Source organism: Pseudomonas sp. GM79, from assembly GCF_000282495.1.
In the GTDB taxonomy this organism is placed as follows: domain Bacteria; phylum Pseudomonadota; class Gammaproteobacteria; order Pseudomonadales; family Pseudomonadaceae; genus Aquipseudomonas.
The window spans coordinates 109,659-130,432 of the sequence record NZ_AKJE01000075.1 but is presented as its reverse complement, the minus strand read 5'-3'; the positions used below and the strand labels follow the sequence as shown (position 1 = coordinate 130,432).

Below are 20,774 nucleotides of genomic sequence, written 5' to 3'. Positions count from 1 at the left end.
GCTTGCTCGCGAAGGCGTCGGGTCAGTCGACATCACCGTTGAATGACACACCGCCTTCGCGAGCAAGCCCGCTCCCACAGGGTTCTGTGTCGTTTTGGCGTTCCGCGTGTTGAGCAAAGAGAGCACGTACATTCAATTTTTCCCTACCCCGTCGCTGCACTATTCAGGGCAATGATTGATCAAGGGTAGGGGCCATGAACGCTTCGCAATGGGATGAACGGGCTCAACATCTCGGGCTGCTGTTTCTGCGGGTCAGTGGCGCACTGTTTTTGCTGGGCGTGCATGGCTTGCCGAAAGTGCTCGATTACAGCGCCGAATTGCAACGCATCGAAGACCCGTTCCACCTCGGCGCTCACCTCACGCTAATCCTGGCAATCTTCGCCGAAGTGCTGTGCCCATTGCTGATCGTCGCCGGCGTATTTGTGCGTCTGGCGTGCCTGCCCATTTTGTTTGTGCTGCTGGTGGCGCTGTTGATCGTGCATCCGCAATGGAGTGTGGCCGAAGGGCAGTTCGGTTGGCTGCTGTTGATTCTGTTCACCAGCATTTTCATCGCCGGGCCGGGACGGCTGGCGCTCAATGTTCGTCTCGCCGGAGCCCTCCGTTATGCCTGATTCCAATCGTATCGATGAGATCGTGACACTGATCGTCAAACACCGGGTCAAGGCCGGTTTTGAAGCGGACTATGAAGCCTGGCTGCGCAACATCGTCAGCGTGGCCGGGCAACGCGAAGGACACTTGGGCGTGGATGTGATTCGCGGCAAGAGCGGTGGCCTCGACCTGTTCACCTGCGTGCTGCGTTTTTGCTCCACCGAGGCGATGCAGCGCTGGCTCGACTCGCCGCAACGCCAGGCGCTGGTCGATGAAGCCGCGCCGATGCTGGCCGACGGCGACCAGACCGAGGTCAACCCGGTCAATGAGTTCTGGTTCTCACCGCTGGCTGAGGCCGGCTCACCACCGCCGCGCTGGAAGCAGGCCGTGGTGACGCTGTTGGTGATCCTGCCGCACACCTTGCTGGTGCCGCTGATCTGGGGGCCGCTGTTGCAGCTCAATGCCTTTCTGTCCAACTACGTGGTCGCCACTTTCCTGATCACCCTGACCATTGTGTTGTCGGTGGTGTACGTCTTTATGCCGCTGGCCACGCGCCTGTTCGCGCCGTGGCTGGAAGCCGGCCAGTCCCATTCCACACAGCCTTAAGGAAACGCGATGAACGCCGATCTGATTCTGTTCAATGGCCAGTTCCATACCGTTGACCGTGAGAAGCCCCTCGCCAGCGCCGTAGCGATCAGCGACGGCCGCTTCGTCGCGGTTGGTACCGATGCCGACGCCATGGCCCTGCGCGGTTCGGGCACGCAGGTCATTGACCTCAAGGGCCGTTGCGTCATCCCCGGCCTCAACGACTCGCACTTGCACCTGATCCGCGGTGGTTTGAACTACAACCTCGAACTGCGCTGGGAAGGCGTGCCGTCCCTGGCCGATGCGTTGCGCATGCTCAAGGATCAGGCCGACCGTACGCCGACGCCGCAGTGGGTGCGGGTGGTCGGTGGCTGGAACGAATTCCAGTTCGCCGAAAAGCGCATGCCGACCCTGGAAGAGCTCAACCAGGCCGCACCCGATACGCCGGTGTTCGTGCTGCATTTGTACGACCGCGCCTTGCTCAACCGCGCCGCGTTGCGAGTTGCCGGTTACACCCGCAACACGCCTAACCCACCGGGTGGCGAGATTGTGCGCGATGCCAACGGTGAGCCGACCGGCATGCTGGTGGCGCGGCCGAACGCGATGATTTTGTACTCGACCCTGGCCAAGGGGCCGAAGTTGCCGCTGGAGTATCAGGTCAACTCGACCCGCCAGTTCATGCGCGAGCTCAATCGCCTCGGCCTGACCAGTGCCATCGACGCCGGCGGTGGTTTCCAGAATTACCCGGACGACTACGCGGTGATCGAGCAGTTGGCCAAAGACCAGCAACTGACCGTGCGCATCGCCTACAACCTGTTCACCCAGAAGCCCAAGGAAGAACTGACCGACTTCAAGAACTGGACCGGCAGCGTCAAGTTGCACCAGGGCGACGACTTCCTGCGGCACAACGGTGCCGGGGAAATGTTGGTGTTCTCGGCGGCGGATTTCGAGGACTTCCTCGAACCGCGTCCGGACCTGCCGCAGACCATGGAGCAGGAGCTGGAGCCTGTGGTTCGCCACCTCGTCGAGCAGCGCTGGCCGTTCCGTTTGCATGCGACCTACAACGAGTCCATCAGCCGCATGCTTGATGTGTTCGAGAAGGTCAACCGCGACATTCCCTTCAATGGTCTGCCATGGTTTTTCGACCACGCCGAAACCATCACCCCACAGAACATCGAGCGGGTGAGGGCGCTGGGCGGTGGCATCGCGATCCAGGATCGCATGGCGTTCCAGGGCGAGTATTTCGCCGAGCGTTACGGCGCCAAGGCTGCCGAAAACACGCCACCGATCAAGCGCATGCTGGCCGAGGGTGTACCGGTGGGGGCCGGCACCGATGCGACTCGAGTGTCCAGCTACAACCCTTGGACCTCGTTGTACTGGATGGTCAGTGGTCGCACCGTCGGCGGGCTGGCACTGCACAGCGAAGGCCTGCCCCGACAGACCGCGCTGGAACTGTTCACCCACGGCAGTGCCTGGTTCTCGTCGGAGCAGGGCAAGAAAGGCCAGATCAAAGTCGGACAACTGGCCGATGTCGCCGCCCTGAGCGCCGACTTCTTCAGCGTCGAGGAAGAAGCGATCAAGTGGATCGAGTCGGTGTTGACCGTGGTTGGCGGCAAGGTGGTGTACGCCGCCGGTGACTTCGAGAAACTCGGGCCGGCCAGCGTGCCAGTACTGCCGGACTGGTCACCGGTGGTCAAGGTGCCGGGTCACTGGCGTCCGGCTTCACCGATGCAGGCGCAGGTTCACCAGTGCAGCGGGCCGTGCGCGGTGCATTCCCACAGCCATGAACGGGCGCGTTTGTCGAACGCGCCGGTCAGCGATTTCCAGGGGTTCTGGGGCGCGTTTGGCTGCTCGTGTTTTGCCTTCTAGTGATTAAACAATGCGCCGGCCTGGTGTGTCGGCGCCCCTGAGGTAAGTCCATCCCCCGAGGAGTTTCACATGAGCAACGTTCCTTACAAACGTCTGAACAAAGATGATGCAGTGGTATTGCTGGTTGATCACCAGACTGGCCTGATCTCGTTGGTGCAGGATTTCTCGCCTAACGAATTCAAGAACAACGTGCTGGCCCTGGGCGACATCGCCAAGTTCTTCAACCTGCCGACCATCCTCACCACCAGTTTCGACAGCGGCCCGAACGGTCCGATCGTGCCGGAGCTCAAAGAGCAGTTTCCGGACGCGCCGTTCATTGCCCGTCCAGGCCAGATCAACGCCTGGGACAACGAAGATTTCGTCAAGGCAATCAAGGCTACCGGCCGCAAGCAACTGATCATCGCGGGTGTTGTGACCGACGTGTGCGTGGCGTTCCCAACCCTGTCGGCCATTGCCGAAGGCTTTGAGGTGTTTGTGGTGACCGATGCTTCCGGCACCTTCAACACCACCGTGCAACAAGCGGCGTGGGCTCGCATGTCGGCGGCGGGTGCACACCTGCTGAACTGGTTCTCCGTGGCGTGCGAGCTGCAAGGCGACTGGCGCAACGACATGGAAGGCCTGGCCAACCTGCTGTCCCAGCGTCTGCCGAACTACCGTAACCTGATCAACAGCTACACCAAGTTCACTGCCAAGTAAGAAGATCAAAAGATCGCAGCCTGCGGCAGCTCCAATTGGAATGCGCTCCTCCTGTAGGAGCTGCCGTAGGCTGCGATCTTTTGCTTTTAGCGTTTTTGCAACCATCCCAAAAAACCACCTTTGCTGATCGGTGCCGGTTTGGCCATCGACGCCAGCCGACTGTTCTGCTGGCGCACCGCCTGCAACTTGTTCAATGCCCGGCCCACTTCGCTGCGCTGTTCCATGCACTGGCGGGTCAGGTTCTTATCGAGACGGTAGATGATCGAAGATGTCAGCGCGGTGAACGTCGCCTGCGACGGCGTATCGGCCAGGATGCTCTGTTCCCCCATGACTTCGCTCGGCCCCATGCGACCGGCCTCGGTGAAACCATTGCCGTCCGGCACGCTGGCGCTGACGACGCCGGTGGCGATCACGAACAGGCTGTCCGGCACTTCATCCAGATCCAGCACCACCTGACCTGCGGCGTATTGTTGCGCGACCATCGATTCGGCGAGGCGATCACGTTCTTCATGGCTCAGCGAGCGGAAAATCTTCACTTCATCGAGCAGCGCGCGGGCACGGGGCGAGGGTTCGATCACGCCGTCGGGGTGTCGCGAGATGCCGGCCGCTTCCAGATGGCGATGGGCAAGGTCGAACAGTTGATTGCGCACGTCGCTTTTCTTGCCCAGCTCGGCGATGAAACCGCTGGCCACGTATTCGGACATCTCTTCACCGGCCTCTTTCAACACCGCTTTGGGGGCCGGGTTCAGCAACAGGTTGCTGCTGCCTTGCAGCGTGCGGTCGAGGGCGTCGAGTACCCGGCGTGGGCGGATGTGGTTCGCCACCTTGATGCTGATCGACACCCCGTGCAGGTTGTTTGGGCGGCTGAGGTTGACGATCTTGGCCTTGGCCGCCACCGAGTTCGGCACCACGGCCATCGTGCCGGCGCTGCTCAACAGGTGCGTGGCGCGCCAGTTGATGTCCAGCACTTTGCCTTCGACGCCGTCGATCACCACAAAGTCGTCCACCTGATAGGGTTTGGTGGTGTTGAGCACAATGCCGGAGAACACGTCGGCCAACGTACTTTGCAGCGCCAGACCGACCACGATGGCGAACACGCCGGACGTCGCGAGCAGACCTTTGACTGGCAGATCCAGCACATAACCGGCGGCCGCGACAGTGGAGGCCAGAAACACCAGTGCACCGATCACGTCCTGCAACAAACGGCCGCTGTGACCTATGCGGCGCATCAGCACCAGACCGAACACTTCCGTGAGCACCCGTGCGGCGTACAGCCACCAGAGAATCCCCAGCGCCGTGGCACCGAGTTGCGCTACCGGGTCATCGGCAAACAGCGGTGCCTGCAACGGGCTGACGCCGGCGTTGATGACCAGCGCACTGAACGCCAGAAACAGCACCAGACGCACGCCGACCCGCGGCGCGCGATGCTTGAACGGGACGAGGTGCCAGAGCAGGGCGTCGAGCACCAGCAACAGGGCGCTCCAAGGCAACAGGTGGGCAGAGAAAAGGCTCATGGATTGCACTCCAACGGGCACAAAAAAACTCGCCACACCCTGGGGTGTGGCGAGAGGTTGGACTTAGTTCAGATGCGTCTTGAGCTCGGCCGCGGCCTGACGTACCGCCGCTTTGACTTCCGGAATCTGATTCAGCGGATTGAGCAGGCCAAAGTCATGAATCATCCCGTTGTAGCGCACCGAGGTCACCGGCACACCGGCCGCATCGAGGTGGCGGGCGTAGCCTTCGCCTTCGTCACGCAGCACGTCGAATTCGGCGGTCTGTACCAGTGCGGCAGGCAGGCCCTTGAGTTGTTCGGCGCTGGCGTTGAGCGGCGAGGCATGAATCTGCGCACGCTCGGCCGGGTTGGTGGTGTAGTTGTCCCAGAACCACTGCATCATCCCTTTGGTGAGGAAATGCCCCTCGGCGAATTGCTGGTACGAGCCGTCGTCGAACTGTGCGTTGGTCACCGGCCACATCAACAGCTGGAAGCGCAGGGCAGGTGTTTTCTGTTCCTTGGCCATCAGCGCCACGACCGCCGCCATGTTGCCGCCGACGCTGTTGCCGGCCACGGCCAGTCGCTTGCCATCGACACCGATCTCTTTGCCATGCGCGGCCACCCATTTCGTCGCGGTGTAGGCCTGGTTGATGGCGGTCGGGTATTGCGCTTCCGGCGACGGCGTGTAGTCGACGTATACCGCGACTGCGCCGGAGCCCACTACCAGGTCACGGATCAGGCGCTGGTGCGTCGGGAAGTCGCCCAATACCCAGCCGCCACCGTGGAAGAACATGAACACCGGCAACTCGCCCTTGACCTTGGCCGGTCGCACCACTTTCAGGTTGATGGTCTGGCCGTCGACCTTGATCGCCTTGTCGCTGATTTCAATACCCGACAGATCAACCTTCACCGAAGCCTGGGCGCCGGTCAACACGGCGCGGGCGTCTTTCGGGCTCAGCTGTTCCAGCGGTTTGCCACCGCCGACGGCGAGGGCATCGAGGAAGGCCTGGGTGTTGTGTTCGACACCGGGGCCGGCGGCGGCGAATGCGTTGCCGATGGACAGGGCGAGGACGGAAGTGGCGAGGGTTTTCTTGATGTTCATGTGCAATTCCTTTTTATATCGTTTGAGTTTTTGTATGCCTTGGGATCGGGCTGCTGTGGCACTGGGGTTCGGGCCTCAGCAACACCGTGAGCACAGATTAATGAGGTGTCGGAAAGTGAAAAAGCGGCTATAAAGCGAATAACTGTCAACCAGAGAGTGACAATGAACCCGTTCGAAGATATGCGTATGTTTTGCCAGGTCATGGACTCCGGCAGCTTCACCGCGGCGGCTGATCAACTAGGGTTGTCCAAGCAGTTTGTCAGCCGCCGCTTGATGCAACTGGAAGAGCGCCTCGGCGTGCGCCTGCTCAACCGTTCGACCCGGCGGTTGGACGTTACGCCGCTGGGGCAGAGTTATTACGAATCAGCCTTGCGCCTGCTCAGCGAAGTCGAGCAAGTGGAGCAGGGCATCGCCGGGCAGACCACCGAGCCTCGCGGCACCATTCGCCTGAGCGCACCGTTGTCGTTTGCCGTGGCGCATCTGGGCTGTCTGTTACCGGAGTTTTTGCAGCGTTATCGCGAGGTCACCGTGGAAGTCGACCTGAGTGATCGACCAGTGGACTTACTCGGTGAGGGCTACGATTTGGCATTGCGCATCGGCGTGCTGGAAGACTCGACACTGATCGCCCGACGTCTCGCCTCCATCGAGCGGCTGTACTGTGCCAGCCCGGTGTATCTGGCCGAGCGGGGTACGCCGCTTAAACCCGAGGATTTACACACCCATGATTGCCTGCCTTACGGCCACGGTCGTCAGGTGCAATGGCGTTTCGAGGGGCAGGGCAAGCCGTTGAACGTCAACGTCACTGGGCGGATGCGGGTCAACAATGGTGAATTGCTCAAGGACGCTGCCATTGCCGGTATGGGCATCACGTACCTGCCGACCTTCATCGTCGGTTCGGCCCTTGAGGACGGCCGACTTGTGCCGGTGCTGGATGATTTGCGCCCCAAGCCGCTGACCTTGTCGGCCGTCTACCCGCAGCATCGCCAGAGGTCACGACCGGTGCAGGCGCTGATCGAGTTCTTGCGTGAGCGGTTGAATCAAGGCGAAGAGGGTTCGCACCACCGGTGATTACAAGATCGCAACAAAGCTCGAATGGTAGTTTTGCTGACACTGATCCAGACTCTTGCCGGCCAATCAAAGGCCCGAATTCTGGAGCGTGCAATGGAAATGCCGACAAAAGAAAAAGCCATCGCCAGCAATCGCGATGCGTGGAATGACTCCGCCCAACACCACAAAGACGCCCCTGAGTGGCAGGCCTGTTTGAGTGCCGTGAGCCATAGCGATTTTTCCTGCCTGGATGACACCCTCAGCGGGTTGCTTCAACAGGTCGGCGTCGCCGGCAAGGATGTGGTGCAATTGGGCTGCAACAACGGACGCGAAAGTCTTTCGCTGTTTGCGCTGGGAGCCCGCCGTGTCGTGGGCATTGACCAATCGGAGGCCTTTCTCGATCAGGCCCGGGAGCTGGCATCCCGTTCGCCCCATGAGCCCGAATTCATCGAGGCGGACATCCATCACCTGCCGACTGATCTTCACCAGCGCTTCGACGTGGCGCTGATCACCATCGGCGTCTTGAACTGGATGCCCGACATCGCCGAATTCTTGCGCCATGCCGCGCAAACCCTCAAGCCCGGCGGCAGCCTGGTGGTGTACGAAACCCACCCGTTCCTGGAAATGTTCGACCCCGAGTCAGCCGATCCCTATCGCCCGGACAGCTCGTATTTTCGCAGCGAACCTTTCGTCCAGAACCAGCCGATCGTTTACGAGGGCAAAGTCGAACAGCCGGCCTCAGCGTCCTACTGGTTCGTCCACACCCTGGGCGCCATTCTCACCGGTGCCGTTGAGGCGGGGTTGCAGATCGGCCACTTCAAGGAATACCCGCATTCCAACCGCGAAGAACTCTACGATCGGTATCAGCAGCAAAAGGCGCAGCTGCCGTTGTGTTACACGTTGGTGGCGGTGAAGCGCTGAGTGTCGGATCTGAGAAATGAGTTGCATTGACTGACGCTATCGCGGGCAAGCCCGCTCCCACAGGGAGAGGCGGTCAAATGTGGGAGCGGGCTTGCTCGCGAAGAGGGCGTGTCAGTCGATATTAATGTTGTCTGGCAAACCGCTTTCGCGAGCAAGCCCGCTCCCACATTGGTCTGAGTCGGACGCAAAACCAATCACGCCTGCGCCGCAGTCACTGCCTGCTGTTCCGGTTTGCGCAACGAAGTCAGCCGCGAGCCGCTGTAGTAGGTTTCGCGGAAGAAGCGAAAGCGGCCGAACAGGTCGTAGACGTGGGTGATTCGCCCCTGTTCCTGGTAGTCCATGCGCAGGTGCATTTTCATGGCCTGGATGTTGCGGACATCGCAGACGTCCATGACCTTGTCGCAACCTTGGTCCCGCATCGCCCCCCAGATATTGTACTGGGCGTCCACCGACAGGCTGGAGCCGAAGTAGAGAGGGATCATTTCACCGCCGAACTGGAAAAACTCACCGGGTTTGACCCGGAACCAGCAGCCATAATAATGCTGGTCAAAGTAGTCACTGAGGCTGCCCCAGATGAATCCGATGGCATCACCTGCCTCGTCCACATACATGTGCCCGGTGTGACCTTCGGAGGCGATCTGGGCCATGGCCTTGACGCGGTTACCGTAATACTTGGTGAAAGCGATGGCGTTCTCCCGGGTAATCGTCACCCGCTTCAAACCCGTATAGGGCCGTAGTTTGTGCGGCGCCACCGGGGTGACCAGATCGCGGCCCAGCCACAACAGTTCCCGGTGGAAGTACACATAGCGTTTCCAGAGCGTCTGGAGCGTGTGGAGCAGGCCTTTTTGTTTGATACGTTCGCGAAGCTTGTCGATGGCGCTCATGAAGTCCTCCGAGGCTGAAGCCAGGGTGTGGTGGGTAACGTTTTCGATAGCGATAAATCAAGGTTGCAACGGGCGTAGCTCAATCGGGTACTGCTGTTCGTCTTTGAGCGTCCTTGGCACAACGGCATAGGACACTCTCGGAATGCCCGGAAGACGCAGCTCCAGGATGTGAGCCAGAGACTCTCCGGGGTTTAAATAGATATCGCCAAAATCGGCGCCGATATGGGTCGGGTGGACGACGATTTCCAGCAGGCCGTCGATCGGCATCGCCACGTTGCGCAGGTCTACCGGGGTGCATACGTACTGGGCGGTCGCTCCGGCGAGGCGGTTCAATCGATGATTGAGCAATGTCTTGAACACCCGCTTGCGCACACTCAGGTTATTTCCCAGATGGCGCGCCAGTCGCACGGGCACCCCTTGGTAGGCGGCAAAGCGCGCGACGATTTCGCCGATGGGCCAGATGTTGTGCACGTGCTGATGGGAATCGATGTGGCTTGGGAGAAGGCCGTTATCCAGGCAACGTTGCCATTGAGCCTGGAGTTCCTCCAGCACCGCTTCGCGATCCAGGCGGTTGAGCCAGAGGCTGTGGCGGGGCAGGTCGAGATCGAACATGCCCTGGCTGTCGCAGAACGTCGAACGCGCGAGAATCGAGGGGCTCAACGGCCGGCCATAGGTGAGGTTGAAGTGCAAGCCGATTCGGCCCTGCAGCAACGGCTGGCGGGCCAGGACGCAGGCTTCCTCGAACGCCGGCATATTGGCCATGGCGGTGGCGGAGCTGATGACCCCGGCCTGGAAGGCACCGAGGATCACCGCGTTTTCGCTCGGGCTGAGGCCGAAGTCGTCAGCGTTGACTATGACTTGGCGAGGCATGTTTGCCCTCCCTGTTTTTTTCGGTGGGCGCAGGGCCTTTGTCGATACGAGTGGGTGTCGCAGGGGATGCAGGAGCAACTGATGCCCGCCAGGCCCGCCACTTTTTCAACCACGGCTTGAATTGATGCCAGAGTCGCATGGCCAACCCCAGAGCGAGGCCGCTGGGGCGCCAGGAGTAGAAGCTCCAGCGCCAGTGCTCCAGTTGCCCGGTCATGCGCTCCTGGAGTTGATGGCTGGAGTTCATCAGGCTGACCCGCGAAGCGTCGATCCAGTGCCAGTTGTCGTCCAGACCCCAGCGAATCCACTCTTCGAGCAGCACACGACCGCTGCCCAGGTCGGCGTATTTGGGCAGGAACGCCAGGTTGTAGTCGTACAGCCGGCCCTCTTCCAGCAAGCCGAGCCGGTAGCTGATGCAGCGCCCGTCCACTTCCAGCACCACCACCCGCAGCAGTCCCTGTTCGGCGAGGGCGGTGAAGGCCAGGTTGATCCATTGTCGGCTACGGTTGCTGGTGAAAATCCCCAGGCCTTCGACACCTTTCCAGCTCTGCACTTCGACTTCGCTGAGGGCCTGCAATAACGGCCCGATAGTGGCCGCATCAGGGGTTACGCGTCGGACCTGGGCACCATAAGCCAATATGCGTTTACGCGCCCGGCGCAGTTTGTAGCGCGGGTCGCCGGAGACTTCCTGGCGGTCGATATCGCTGATCAAATGCACCGGCACCCGGCAACTGAGGCGACGTTCGCCAGTCGAGCTGTGGGCCATCCATGCGGTCAGCGCGCTTTCTTCGCCGATGGGTTCGGACAATTCATTGAGTTGCAGCATCGCATGGGGCAAGTGACGGCGGATGATCACCAGCGCCTTGCGCATGCTGTCTGCATCGAGGCAGGTGAGCAGGGCCAGGCGATCGGTGAGGGGATAACCGAGGTGACGCAAGACCCGAAATGGCAGCCTTCCAAAGCGCTCCACGGATGCCACCAGCGGCAGGCACAAGGCCAATTCATCACCTTGCCAGCCCAGCAGAACGTGCAAGTGTTCCCCGGCGGTCAGAGCCTGTTCCGATGCGCACAGCCAGGCGAGGGTGTTGAACGGCGTATGGTCCGTCACGCGCCTGCGTAACCCCTCATAAGCAGCTGCCGGAAAGTCCGGGGCGCACAGCGAGGTGCGCCATTCGAATCGAGCCATCATATTTTCACGCCACTGACTCAGGAACAGGTGAACGGGACGGTTTTCGTAGCGCGTCCAGGCGTGAGTCGCTGTAACGGGCTTCACGCAAGAAACGCCAGCGACCGAATAATCGATAGACGTGCTGGATGCGTCCTTGCTCTTGATAGCCCATGCGAATGTGCAGTTTCAGCGCCGGTACATTGTGGGCGTCGCAGACATCCACGACTGTGTGGCAGCCTTGGGCCTGCATGGCTTTCCAGAGTCGCAGTTGCAGGTCCACCGAGAGCGTGCTGCCCCAATACGCGCGAGCCAGTTCGCCGCCGAATTCGAAGAATTCGCCTTTTTTTACCGGGAACTTGCAGCCATAGAAATGGCGGTCGTGGTACTCCCGGGTGCTGCCCCAGATGAAGGCCACCGCGTCGCCTTTGCCATCCAGATACATGTGCCCGGTGTAACCCTCGGTGGCCAGTTCTTCCATGATGTTGACCCGGTCGCCAAAGTGACGGGCAAAGGCTGCGGTGTTGTGCACCGTGATGGTCTTCACTTGCAGCGGTGGGTAAGGCTTGAGCTGGTGGGGCGGTACCGGGCTGACCAGGTCACGCTTCATCCACAGAAGCTCCCAGTGAACGAACATGTAGCGCCTCCAAAGGAGCTGGACCGTTGCACGCAGGCCTTTTCGTTTGATGTGTTGGCGAAGTTTTCCCAAGGCATTCATATCATTGCCTCCTGACAGAGACCGGTCGCCGCTGGCGTGGTGAAACGCGCGGTCGAGAGCGGCACGGTCGTGGTGATGCAAGTTGGCGGCGTTCATGAGGCGCTCCAGCTCAAGGCGAACAGGGTTTCGCCCGGCAGGTCGAAGCTGACGCGACCGTCGTGACAGGTGAACTGAGCGCTGCGACTGCGGTTGTCGGCACCGAAGTACACCAGCGCTCCCTTGGCCAACGGGCACGCCGCCCCGCCCAGATCGACACGCTGCAAGCGCACCCCTTTATTGACCCCTAACAGGCTGCGCTGGCGCTCGGTGGCCATGGCCAACACATCGACTTCGAAAGCGTCGTTGTCCAGGCGCATGACGTTTTTCAGCCAGTGCTGCTGGATGAATTGCTGGGCCAGGCCCACCGGCTTGAGTTCGAAACGATCGCCGCCCAGCACCCGCACCATGCCTTTGGGGTAGGTCGGTTCGTCGGCGGCCTGGAACCAGTTGAGCATGTCCAGCAACCCGTCCTGGGCCGAGTTGATGACCACCGAGGTCCACCACAGCGAAGCGAAATGGGTTTCCTGATCGTAGGGGCTCAGGCTTGAGCCGCTGGACAGGTTGGTCTGATCCAGCAGCAAGGCCTTGCGTGGCCGGCCCTTGGCATCGAGGCCCACCAGCTCGGCGGCACGGCGCACGCTGTCGCGGTAGACCCGAGTGGCCAGCAGGTCGCGAATCATCCATTCGTGCCAGGCGAGGGCGTCGATCTGCTCACCGGATTCGGCCAATAGGCGCCGTGCCCAATCGATACCGCGCTTGTCGGCGGCGTTGTCGGCGAACGGGCCGTTGACGAAGCGTGAAGTGGCGGGCATGGCGATGCGCACACCCGCCTTGGCGTTGGCCGGATCGCTGCGTACCTGCCGGGCCATGCTGTTGAAAATCGACTGGTAGTCGGCGTAGCTCGAGTAGTTGAGGTTCGGCTCGTCGGCAAACGCGATGTAGTGCGTACCGGTGCCGCCGAGGGCGCGAGTGGCGGCGAGCCAGGCACCGAGGCCGGCGTTGCTTTGAGTGTCGGCCCGCAAATCCGCCTGACGCTGGCTGCCGGCCAACAGCGTGAGGTCCTGGGTGATGCCGAAGCGGTTCTGATAGAGCTGGCGGAACGCATCTTCGTGGTGTGGATTTTGCGCGGTGACGTCAACGAAACTGTAGTAGGTGCCCGCCTGGGGCTTGAGGGCGTCGAGCGCTGCGAAACTGGATTGAGGGGGCAGCACGTAGGGCAAATAAATGCCCAGGTTCGGAGTGGGGCCGAGCATCTCTTTGTGCAGGGTCAAGCGGGTCTGGCCATCGTCCTCGCGCAGCGGTTTGAGCTGCTGCGGTTTCTGGGCAAACAGATTCGCCGTGCCATCGAGCCAGAACGCGACCTTGCCGCTGCCTTGCAGGCGCAGGCGCCAGACCTGTTCGTCCTGAGTGACGGGCAATGCCACCTGATCGAACTGCCAATAGGCGCGATAGGGTTTCAGCGCCAGGGACAACTGTTTGTTGTCGCCCATGCGCTGGGCCTGCAGGGCGTTGATCCCTCCGTGAAACTTGCCGGCCAGTACGGCGTGTTCCCCGGGTGCGACCTTGAAATACAGCTCATCGCCGCCGCGGGTTTCGGCACTGAAATGCACCTTGGCCGGGGCGAACAGCGCCACCGTGCGTTCATCGTGTTCGATCGTGTAGCGGCGGAAACTGTAGCCCGGAATTTCCAGTCGATAACTGGCGGCACTGGGCGCCAGTGGCCAACTCTGCTTGCCTCGGGTTTCACTGGCGGCGATCAGGCGCTCGCCCTTGAGGTTGCCGTTGCCGTCGAGCAGGTACAGGCGTTCTTCGTTGGCATCGGCCTGCCACGCCGGAACCCAACGAATAGTCAGCGTGTCGGGGCGATCCGTTTGCAGGTACAGGCTGCCGTCGCGAATATCAGCCCAGCGCATGGGCGCCGCCTGGGCGCTCAAACCCAGGCCCAGGCTCAACAGCAGCATCAGGCGCTTCATGCCGATTTCCGTTGCAGCATCTGAAGCATCGGAGCCACATCGCTGGGCAGGATGATCAGGGTTTGCCAGACTGGTACGCCACTCAACCGGCAATACATCACCAGTAGCGCGAGGGTGACCGCCAGGTAGGCGATGGACGATGCCGTCGCAGCGCCGACGATGCCGTAAATCGGGATCAGCAACAGGTTCAGGGTCAGGTTCAGCAACGCGCCGAGGCCCATCAACAGCGAAATCGTGCCGGGGCGATTTTTGCCCAGCAAGTCCAGGCGCAAGATGCTCGCATAGCAAAGGCCGAGCAGCCCCGGCAGCAGCGCCAGCAACGCCGGGTAGGCTGGCTGATAGGCAATGCCGAACAGCGTGACGATCAGCCATTCACCGATCACCGCCATGGTCAGGCAGGCGCCGAGCATCACCGTGGCGGTGAGGCGCAGGGCCAACGGCGTCAGGCGATCCATGCCTTCGTCCTGTTGCAGCAGGCGTTTCATCAGCGGCGTGGTCACCGCTTCCGGGACGATCAGCAGCAACTCGGCGGCGGCGCTGGCCATGGCGTAATGCCCCAACGCGGTGCTGCCGAGCAGGGCGCCGATGAACAGGTAATCGGAGCGCAGAATCACTTGTTGGAACAACAGGTCCGGATGGCTGCGAGCGCTGTAGCGCAGCAGTTCATTCTGGCTGGCACGGTCCCACTGCAACTTCAAGGGCTGAGTGCGCTTGAGCCAGAACCACCCGGCCAGCACCACCAGGCTGAGGCCGGCCAGCCAACTGATCAGCGCCGCTTCCAGGGCTGCGTCTTTCCACATCCAGAACAAGGCCAGAAACAACAGCAGTGGCGCCAGGGATTCCACCAGCCGCAAGGCATTGAACGCCACCACACCGCCCGACGCATTGTGCAAGGTCAGCAGGCCGCTCTTGAGCACGGTCAGCGGCACCGCCAGCAGCAACAGCCAGGCGAGCAATCCCAGTTGCGTGGTGATGTCGAGTTCACCACCGAACTCGCGCACCAGCGCCACCACCAGCAACGTCAGCAAACCCGCCAGCAGGCAACCGAACACCAGCACCTGGCTCAACAACAATCCCATGGGCCGTTGCTTGGCCGCCTGATACCCCACCGCCGAATTCAGCCCGCCGCTGGTGGCGGCGCTGATCAAATCGGGCAGGGTACTGAGCAACGCAAACAGACCGCGCTCGCTGGGCCCCAGAATCCGCGCCAGTAATACATTGCGCAGCAGCCTCAGGCCGATCATCGCCAGTTTGGTGCCCATGCTCAGGGCCAGGTGTTTGAGGTAATGATTGCGACTCATGGCCTGGCTCCGCGATAGATGCGCCAGGACAGCAACTCCGGATTGCGCGCCGTGCGATGGCTGATGCCGATTCGCGGCAAGGCCAATGGATCGCTGATACCACGATAAATCCCGATGTCGGTGCCCAGGGCAAACGGGAAGTCGTGGTCCGCCACGTGTTCGCGCACCCGCGCATCATGGTCGCCATTGGGGTAGCAGTAGACCGGCAGCGGTCGGTTGCAACCGTTGAGCAGGGCATTGCGGCTGCGGCTCAGTTCCTCATCCAGACGTTGGTCGTCCAGGTCGGTGAGAATCGCGTGGCTGGCGCCATGGGGACCGAAGCGGATCAACCCGCTGGCTTCCAGCGCGCGTACTTGATGCCAGTCCAGGGCCTGGGGCAACGACTCTTCGGGGCATTGATCGGTGAGCCGATTCAGTTCGCCCGATGGCAGGTTTTTCAGGCTGTGCAGAAAGTGCAAAAGCGCCAGGCTACGGCGCTGCACATCCAGATCATCGAGCAGCACCGGTAACGGTCGTCTGATCTGTTGCAGGCATTCAATCAAATGCGTCCGGGCTTTTTCACCGTGGCTGTGCCACAGGGTTTCTCCCAGGCTTTCCCACCAGAAGCGTTGTCGGCTGCCGATGAAATCGGTGGAGAGAAAAATGCTCGCCGGCACCTGATACTTTTTCAGCAACGGGAAGGCATTCAGCGCGTTGTCGCGCCAGCCGTCGTCGAAGGTCAGCGCGATTTTTGGTCGTCCGGTTCTGATGGTGCCCGGTTGCAAGATCTCCATCAGTGGCACGCAGTCGAAGTTTTTTTTCAACCAGGCGAGCAGATGTTCGAATGCCTTCGGCCCGACGCACAGTTCATTGCGATGGGGCAGGTCGGCGGCGCGGTCATTGGCCAGCACCCGATGCAGCATCAGGATCACCCCGGCACCGTGCAATTGGTGACGGCCTACGGGCGAGTTGAGATAAAGCCAGCCGCTGGTGCGTTTTAATAATTGTTTGATCGCCATGGCGCGGTCCTTTCAACGATTTTGCTCGGGGTTCCATTGCGCGTACCGCTGGCCGCGCAAGAACTGCCACAGACCGATACTCATCCCGGCAAGGGTCACCAGAACAAACGCGGCGAGGCGAAAGGGTTTGGGTAAATGGTGTTGCACATCCAGCAGGCCGACGATGGCCATCGCGTAACCGAGCAGTTGCGCGATCAGGCTCAGGCGATAGAAGCCATGAACATTCCACAGCCAGACATTGCTCAACAGCAACGGCACCAACAGGATCGGTGCCAAGCGTCGAATCAGCTTGTGGCTGATCAGTGCAATCGCATACAGGCCATACCGCCAAGGGTTCAGCAGCTCCCGGCGCTGGGCCAGGCTTTGCAGACCGCCGACGGTGACGCGCTGGCGGCGGCGCCATTGTTTGGCGATTTCGTCGACGCCCTGGTCGCTCACTTGTGCCTGGGGCACATAGACGATGCGTTTGAACGCCACCGGTGCGCAGGTACTGATAAAGAAGTCATCGTTGACCTCCGCCGGCACGTACTGGAACAACTCGCGGCGCAGGGCGAGCAGGGCGCCGTCGGCGGAGACCATGCAGCCGGTGCGATTTTCCACCTTGCGCAACCAGCCTTCGTAATGCCGATAAAGGCTGTCGCCCAGGCTCAGGCCCTTGCCCGGCACCGGGATCAGCATGTGCCCGGCACAGGCCCCGACCTGTGGATCGGCCAGGGGCGCGAGCAACTGGCCGAGGGTGTCGGTCGACCATTGGTTATCGGCATCGGTGAACACCAGAATCTCGCCCGTGCTCAGGGCCACGCCGGCATTCAAGGTGGCTGCCTTACCCTGACGAGGCAGGTCGAGCACGCTGATGCGCGGGTCAATGACCTTGTGGGCGCAGGCCACGGTGTCGTCGGTGGAGCCGTCGCTGGCCAAAATGATGTGTAGCGAGCGCGCCTGATAATCCTGGGCGAGCAGGATGCGCAATTTCTCTTCGATATGCCGGGCTTCGTTGTGCGCGGCGATGATGATGCTCACGTTCATCGGTGGGGCTGGCGCATGACGCCGTGCGCGGAACAACGGCGCAATCAGCGTCAGCAGCAGCGGGTAGCCCAGCCAGGCATACACCGGCAATAGCAGGCACAGCCAGAAAATGAACTCAGCCACGGGCCGGCCTCCTGGCATTCCAGTGACACAGGCTCAAAATGAGCGCGGCACCGGCCAGGTGCAGGCGCACCCAGTGCAGCCCCCACAGTTGCAGCATCAGGCCTATGTCATGGTGTTTCAGGCTTTGGCGCAGGCTCAGCACCAGCGCTGGCAGGCTGGTGATGAGTACGATGAACAACGCCGCTTTGGGAAAACCATTGAGCAGGGCAGACAGAGCGATGAAATCCAGTGCCCAGACGCCCATTGAAAAGGCCGGGAATCGCAGCAAGCGCAGGCTCATCCCCTGGGTGCGCAGCAGTTGCAGGTGACTGCCCTGGCGCCACAACTCCTTGCCCATCCATTCGCGCCAACTGCCTTCGTAACCCCAATGCAAGGCGACGCTTTGATTGACCGCGAGCAATCGTGCACCGGCTTCACTCAGGCGCAAGGTGAACGCCTTGTCTTCGCCGGTGCGCAGGGTTTCGTCGAAGCCGCTGACCTTATCGAACCAGGTGCGGCGCATCAGCAGGTTGGCGCTAGGCAGCCATTGCACCGGGTGCAAGGCGTGAGTGGTCGGGCGGGCCATGCGGCGCTGCCAGGCCGTGGCAAACCACGGCGCCTCGACAGGAGTGTGCAAGTCCAGGGCAAGCACATCGGCCTGACCGCCGGACTCCAGTTCGAACAAGAGCGTCAGCCAGTCCCCGGGCATCTCGATATCGGCATCGATAAAGCCCAGCCATTCACCTGTCGCCACCGCCGCCCCGCGATTGCGCAGGGCGCCGATCAGCAAGCCGGGCAGCACCAGCACCTGCGCACCGAACTGGCGAGCGATGTGCGGTCCCTGATCGTCGGAGCCGTTATCGACCACAATCAACTCGCATTCCAGCCTGGCAGCCTCGACGGCTTTTTTCGCGGCGAGCAACGTACGGCCGATGTGTCGGGCTTCGTTGTACATCGGGATGACGAGGCTGATGCGGCTCATGCGCTGGCCTCCGTCGGCGGACGTTCTTCAGCCTTGAGGCGCAACACGAACGTCAGCGCGAGCATGATCCACAGGTATTTGTGATTCGGTGCGCTGAGGAACATCAAAAACAGCAGCAACGACACATAGCTCATGCTCAGGTGCGTGATCAGGTCGGCCTGTTCCCAATTTCGTCGCAGCATCCAGGCGTGACGGGCGCGGACCAGGTTGTACATCCCCAGGCCCAGCATGCCGACGAACAACAGGCCGGCGGGAATCCCCACTTCGCTGAAGATTTCCAGGTAAGTATTGTGCGCGCGGCGGTACAGGTCGCCGGGCTTGCGGTTGGCGGAAAACACTTTGGCGTAACCGGTGGTGGCGTAGTGCAGCGGGAAGGTGCCGGGGCCGGAACCGAGTAACGGGTGCTCTTGGATGATCTGGCTGCCGACCAGGATGTACGACGCGCGACGGCCCAGGGATTCGTCCTGGCTCTTGGCCCCGGCTTTCAAGATGCTCAAGGACTGGATGCGCGCGATGTAACCGGCCGGCATTGAATAAATGGCCAGCGGGATCACGATCGCAAGGCCAAGCATGGCAAAACCCAAGTGACGCGGACGGATGCGTGGCAACTGCGCGCGGTAGTGCCAGGCGCCGATCATCAAGCTGAGAAAAAGCACCACCAGCCCGGAACGGGAATCGGTCTTGGTCATGCCGCCCAGCAGCAAAATGCAGCAGCCGCCCCAGAACAATCGGTGCAACAGGTTCGGGCCGCGGATCACCAGCAGCAGCGCCAATGGCACAGCGAAGGCAATCAGCAGGGCAAACGAGTTCGGGTCTTCCAGCAGTCCTGCAGCGCGGCCCTGGTCCTGATACTTGGTGGAGAACATGGCCAGCGCGCTGGTCGCGCTGACGCTGAGGGTCACCAGCCGGGCGAACATATCGAGGTTCAACTCACGGCCAATCAGCAAGGTGATCACAAACAGCACCAGGCCGACGCTCAGGTCCCGCAGATGGCTCTGGGACATGTCCAGGTTATCGGTATTGATCATGCTCAACAGGTACAACACCATGAACCAGATCAGGAGGCGCCAGATGTTGCTGCGCAGGCGCTCGGACGGAATCTGGTGGATAGCCAGTTGCAACATCACGATCAGCGCCAGTGACGCACCGATGAATTTGGTACCCGATAGCGCGCTGCCCTTGAAGAAACCTTCGAACGGCACCAGCGCCGCGATGCCCAACAAACCCCAGGCAGGTTTTCGGTACAGCACCGCGACAGCCACCAGGCCCAGTACTGCGCCTGGCGCCAGATACGGATAAGGGCTGGCCAGCAAACCAAGGCAGACCAGGGCGAGCAGACTGACGATCGAGAGCGGAAAGATCACGCGCGTGCCTCCCGTGCAGTACGGATATAAAGCTGCGACCAGCGTTCGGCCAAGGCCTTCAGGTCGTAACGGTCCAATTGCGTACGTCTTGCGTTGTCGATCAATTCGCGAGCCAGGGCCGGCTCATTCAGCAGCATATCGATCTGCCGGGCGAGAGCGGTGGTGTCGGTGGGTGTCGCCAGCAGGCCGTTGTGCCGGTCCTCCAGCACATCGGGAATCCCGCCGACGCTGAACGCCACCACCGGCACTCCGGCCTGCATGGCCTCCAGCAAAATCATTGGCGTGCCCTCGGTACGCGAACTGATCACCAGCGCATCGAGTTGCTGCCACCACCGGTTCATGTCGGTTTGATAACCCGGCAAGGTGATGCGTTTGTGCAAGCCGGCAGCGGCAATCCGCGCCAGCAAGGTTTTCTGTTCCGGGCCGTCGCCGAGCATCACGGCGTCCAGTTGCGGGTGTTGCTGACAGAGCGGAATCAGGGCATCGAGAAACAGGTCCGGGCCTTTTTCATTGCTCAGCCGACCGACGTAACCCGCGAGCCAGCGCGGGTGTGTGGCAGTGTGAGGTAGCAGGCCGTTGGCCTTTGGCAGACCATTGGGAATCACTTGCAGTTTCTCCGTCCGGACACTGGCCTTGCGGTGCAGCACGGCGATGCTTTCGGCCACGCAAACCACGCGGTGCACCGACGCCGTGCGGCACAATTGCAAACTCAGCCAGCCATAAACGCGTTGCTTGCGACTGCGCGGGGTGAAACCGTGTTGGGTAATCACCAACGGCAAGTCCAACAACGTGGCGGCCACCCAGCCAAATAACAGACCCTTGAAATTGTGCGTGTTGATCAGCGGCTGTTCAGCCCGCCGCTGACGTAAATGACGCAGCAATTCCCTCAAGCCCGTGAAGCTGCGGCAGTCGACCCCAGCCCCACGAAATCGCGCGATCAGCGCTGGTGGCGCATCGAGAAACAGCACTTGGTGCCGCCCCGGCGTCGCCAGGCAATGATCCAGCAGCATCCGCTCAGCCCCATAGAAGCCGCCGCTGCTGATCAAATGCATGAT

At 61.3% G+C, this 20,774-nt stretch carries 19 protein-coding genes; 6 read left to right on the top strand and 13 right to left on the bottom strand.

Translation table 11 applies throughout. The features are described from left to right. Positions 1-194: 194 nt before the first annotated feature. The 4 genes from PMI36_RS10385 to ycaC all read left to right on the top strand — a co-directional run bounded on the left by PMI36_RS10385 (position 195) and on the right by ycaC (position 3,738). Positions 195-611: a DoxX family protein gene (locus PMI36_RS10385; protein WP_008073346.1), complete on the top strand. Its 417-nt coding sequence runs from the start codon at positions 195-197 to the stop codon at positions 609-611. Further along, a complete protein-coding gene (locus PMI36_RS10390; RefSeq protein WP_008073345.1) occupies positions 604-1,194 on the top strand; it encodes an antibiotic biosynthesis monooxygenase in 591 nt (196 codons plus the stop codon). The genes PMI36_RS10385 and PMI36_RS10390 overlap by 8 nt, the downstream gene beginning before the upstream one ends. 9 nt (positions 1,195-1,203) lie before the next feature. Then, entirely contained in the window at positions 1,204-3,042 is a 1,839-nt protein-coding gene (locus tag PMI36_RS10395; protein ID WP_008073344.1) for an amidohydrolase, read from the top strand. A 69-nt stretch (positions 3,043-3,111) separates the two neighbouring features. Further along, entirely contained in the window at positions 3,112-3,738 is a 627-nt protein-coding gene (gene ycaC / locus PMI36_RS10400) for an isochorismate family cysteine hydrolase YcaC (protein ID WP_008073343.1), read from the top strand. Between the two features lie 86 nt (positions 3,739-3,824). Here ycaC and PMI36_RS10405 read toward each other — a convergent pair whose 3' ends face one another. After that, a complete protein-coding gene (locus PMI36_RS10405; RefSeq protein WP_008073342.1) occupies positions 3,825-5,252 on the bottom strand; it encodes a mechanosensitive ion channel family protein in 1,428 nt (475 codons plus the stop codon). Between the two features lie 63 nt (positions 5,253-5,315). After that, a complete protein-coding gene (locus tag PMI36_RS10410) occupies positions 5,316-6,332 on the bottom strand; it encodes an alpha/beta hydrolase (protein ID WP_008073341.1) in 1,017 nt (338 codons plus the stop codon). A gap of 162 nt (positions 6,333-6,494) precedes the next feature. Here PMI36_RS10410 and PMI36_RS10415 point away from each other — a divergent pair, with 162 nt between their 5' ends. Both PMI36_RS10415 and PMI36_RS10420 read left to right on the top strand, forming a co-directional pair. Further along, positions 6,495-7,400: a LysR family transcriptional regulator gene (locus PMI36_RS10415; RefSeq protein WP_008073340.1), complete on the top strand. Its 906-nt coding sequence runs from the start codon at positions 6,495-6,497 to the stop codon at positions 7,398-7,400. 93 nt (positions 7,401-7,493) lie between these two features. Then, entirely contained in the window at positions 7,494-8,300 is an 807-nt protein-coding gene (locus PMI36_RS10420; protein WP_008073339.1) for a class I SAM-dependent methyltransferase, read from the top strand. 194 nt (positions 8,301-8,494) lie between these two features. Here PMI36_RS10420 and PMI36_RS10425 read toward each other — a convergent pair whose 3' ends face one another. The 11 genes from PMI36_RS10425 to PMI36_RS10475 form a co-directional block, all read right to left on the bottom strand. After that, on the bottom strand, positions 8,495-9,184 hold the full coding sequence (locus PMI36_RS10425) for a hypothetical protein (RefSeq protein ID WP_008073337.1): 690 nt from the start codon (positions 9,182-9,184) through the stop codon (positions 8,495-8,497). Between the two features lie 57 nt (positions 9,185-9,241). Beyond that, positions 9,242-10,054 carry a ChbG/HpnK family deacetylase gene (locus PMI36_RS10430; protein WP_008073336.1) on the bottom strand — a complete coding sequence of 271 codons (813 nt, stop codon included), beginning with the start codon at positions 10,052-10,054 and terminating at the stop codon, positions 9,242-9,244. Then, on the bottom strand, positions 10,026-11,240 hold the full coding sequence (locus tag PMI36_RS10435; protein WP_008073334.1) for a GNAT family N-acetyltransferase: 1,215 nt from the start codon (positions 11,238-11,240) through the stop codon (positions 10,026-10,028). The genes PMI36_RS10430 and PMI36_RS10435 overlap by 29 nt, the downstream gene beginning before the upstream one ends. A 4-nt stretch (positions 11,241-11,244) precedes the next feature. Continuing rightward, positions 11,245-11,934 (bottom strand): GNAT family N-acetyltransferase, encoded by a 690-nt coding sequence (locus PMI36_RS10440; RefSeq protein WP_032830530.1) that lies wholly within the window; start codon positions 11,932-11,934, stop codon positions 11,245-11,247. Between the two features lie 92 nt (positions 11,935-12,026). Further along, entirely contained in the window at positions 12,027-13,946 is a 1,920-nt protein-coding gene (locus tag PMI36_RS10445; RefSeq protein ID WP_008073332.1) for a hypothetical protein, read from the bottom strand. Then, positions 13,943-15,247 (bottom strand): lipopolysaccharide biosynthesis protein, encoded by a 1,305-nt coding sequence (locus PMI36_RS10450; RefSeq protein ID WP_008073331.1) that lies wholly within the window; start codon positions 15,245-15,247, stop codon positions 13,943-13,945. Before PMI36_RS10450 ends, PMI36_RS10445 begins: the two co-directional genes overlap by 4 nt. Then, the gene (locus PMI36_RS10455; protein WP_008073330.1) at positions 15,244-16,245 is read right to left on the bottom strand and encodes a polysaccharide deacetylase family protein; all 1,002 of its coding nucleotides are present in this window, start codon (positions 16,243-16,245) and stop codon (positions 15,244-15,246) included. Before PMI36_RS10455 ends, PMI36_RS10450 begins: the two co-directional genes overlap by 4 nt. A 12-nt stretch (positions 16,246-16,257) precedes the next feature. Then, positions 16,258-17,394 carry a glycosyltransferase gene (locus PMI36_RS10460; RefSeq protein ID WP_008073329.1) on the bottom strand — a complete coding sequence of 379 codons (1,137 nt, stop codon included), beginning with the start codon at positions 17,392-17,394 and terminating at the stop codon, positions 16,258-16,260. Further along, the gene (locus tag PMI36_RS10465) at positions 17,387-18,355 is read right to left on the bottom strand and encodes a glycosyltransferase (protein ID WP_008073326.1); all 969 of its coding nucleotides are present in this window, start codon (positions 18,353-18,355) and stop codon (positions 17,387-17,389) included. Before PMI36_RS10465 ends, PMI36_RS10460 begins: the two co-directional genes overlap by 8 nt. Further along, positions 18,352-19,719, bottom strand: coding sequence for an O-antigen ligase family protein (locus tag PMI36_RS10470; RefSeq protein WP_008073325.1), 1,368 nt, complete (start codon positions 19,717-19,719; stop codon positions 18,352-18,354). The genes PMI36_RS10465 and PMI36_RS10470 overlap by 4 nt, the downstream gene beginning before the upstream one ends. Continuing rightward, positions 19,716-20,771 (bottom strand): glycosyltransferase family 4 protein, encoded by a 1,056-nt coding sequence (locus PMI36_RS10475; RefSeq protein WP_443216706.1) that lies wholly within the window; start codon positions 20,769-20,771, stop codon positions 19,716-19,718. The genes PMI36_RS10470 and PMI36_RS10475 overlap by 4 nt, the downstream gene beginning before the upstream one ends. Between the last annotated feature and the right edge of the window lie 3 nt (positions 20,772-20,774).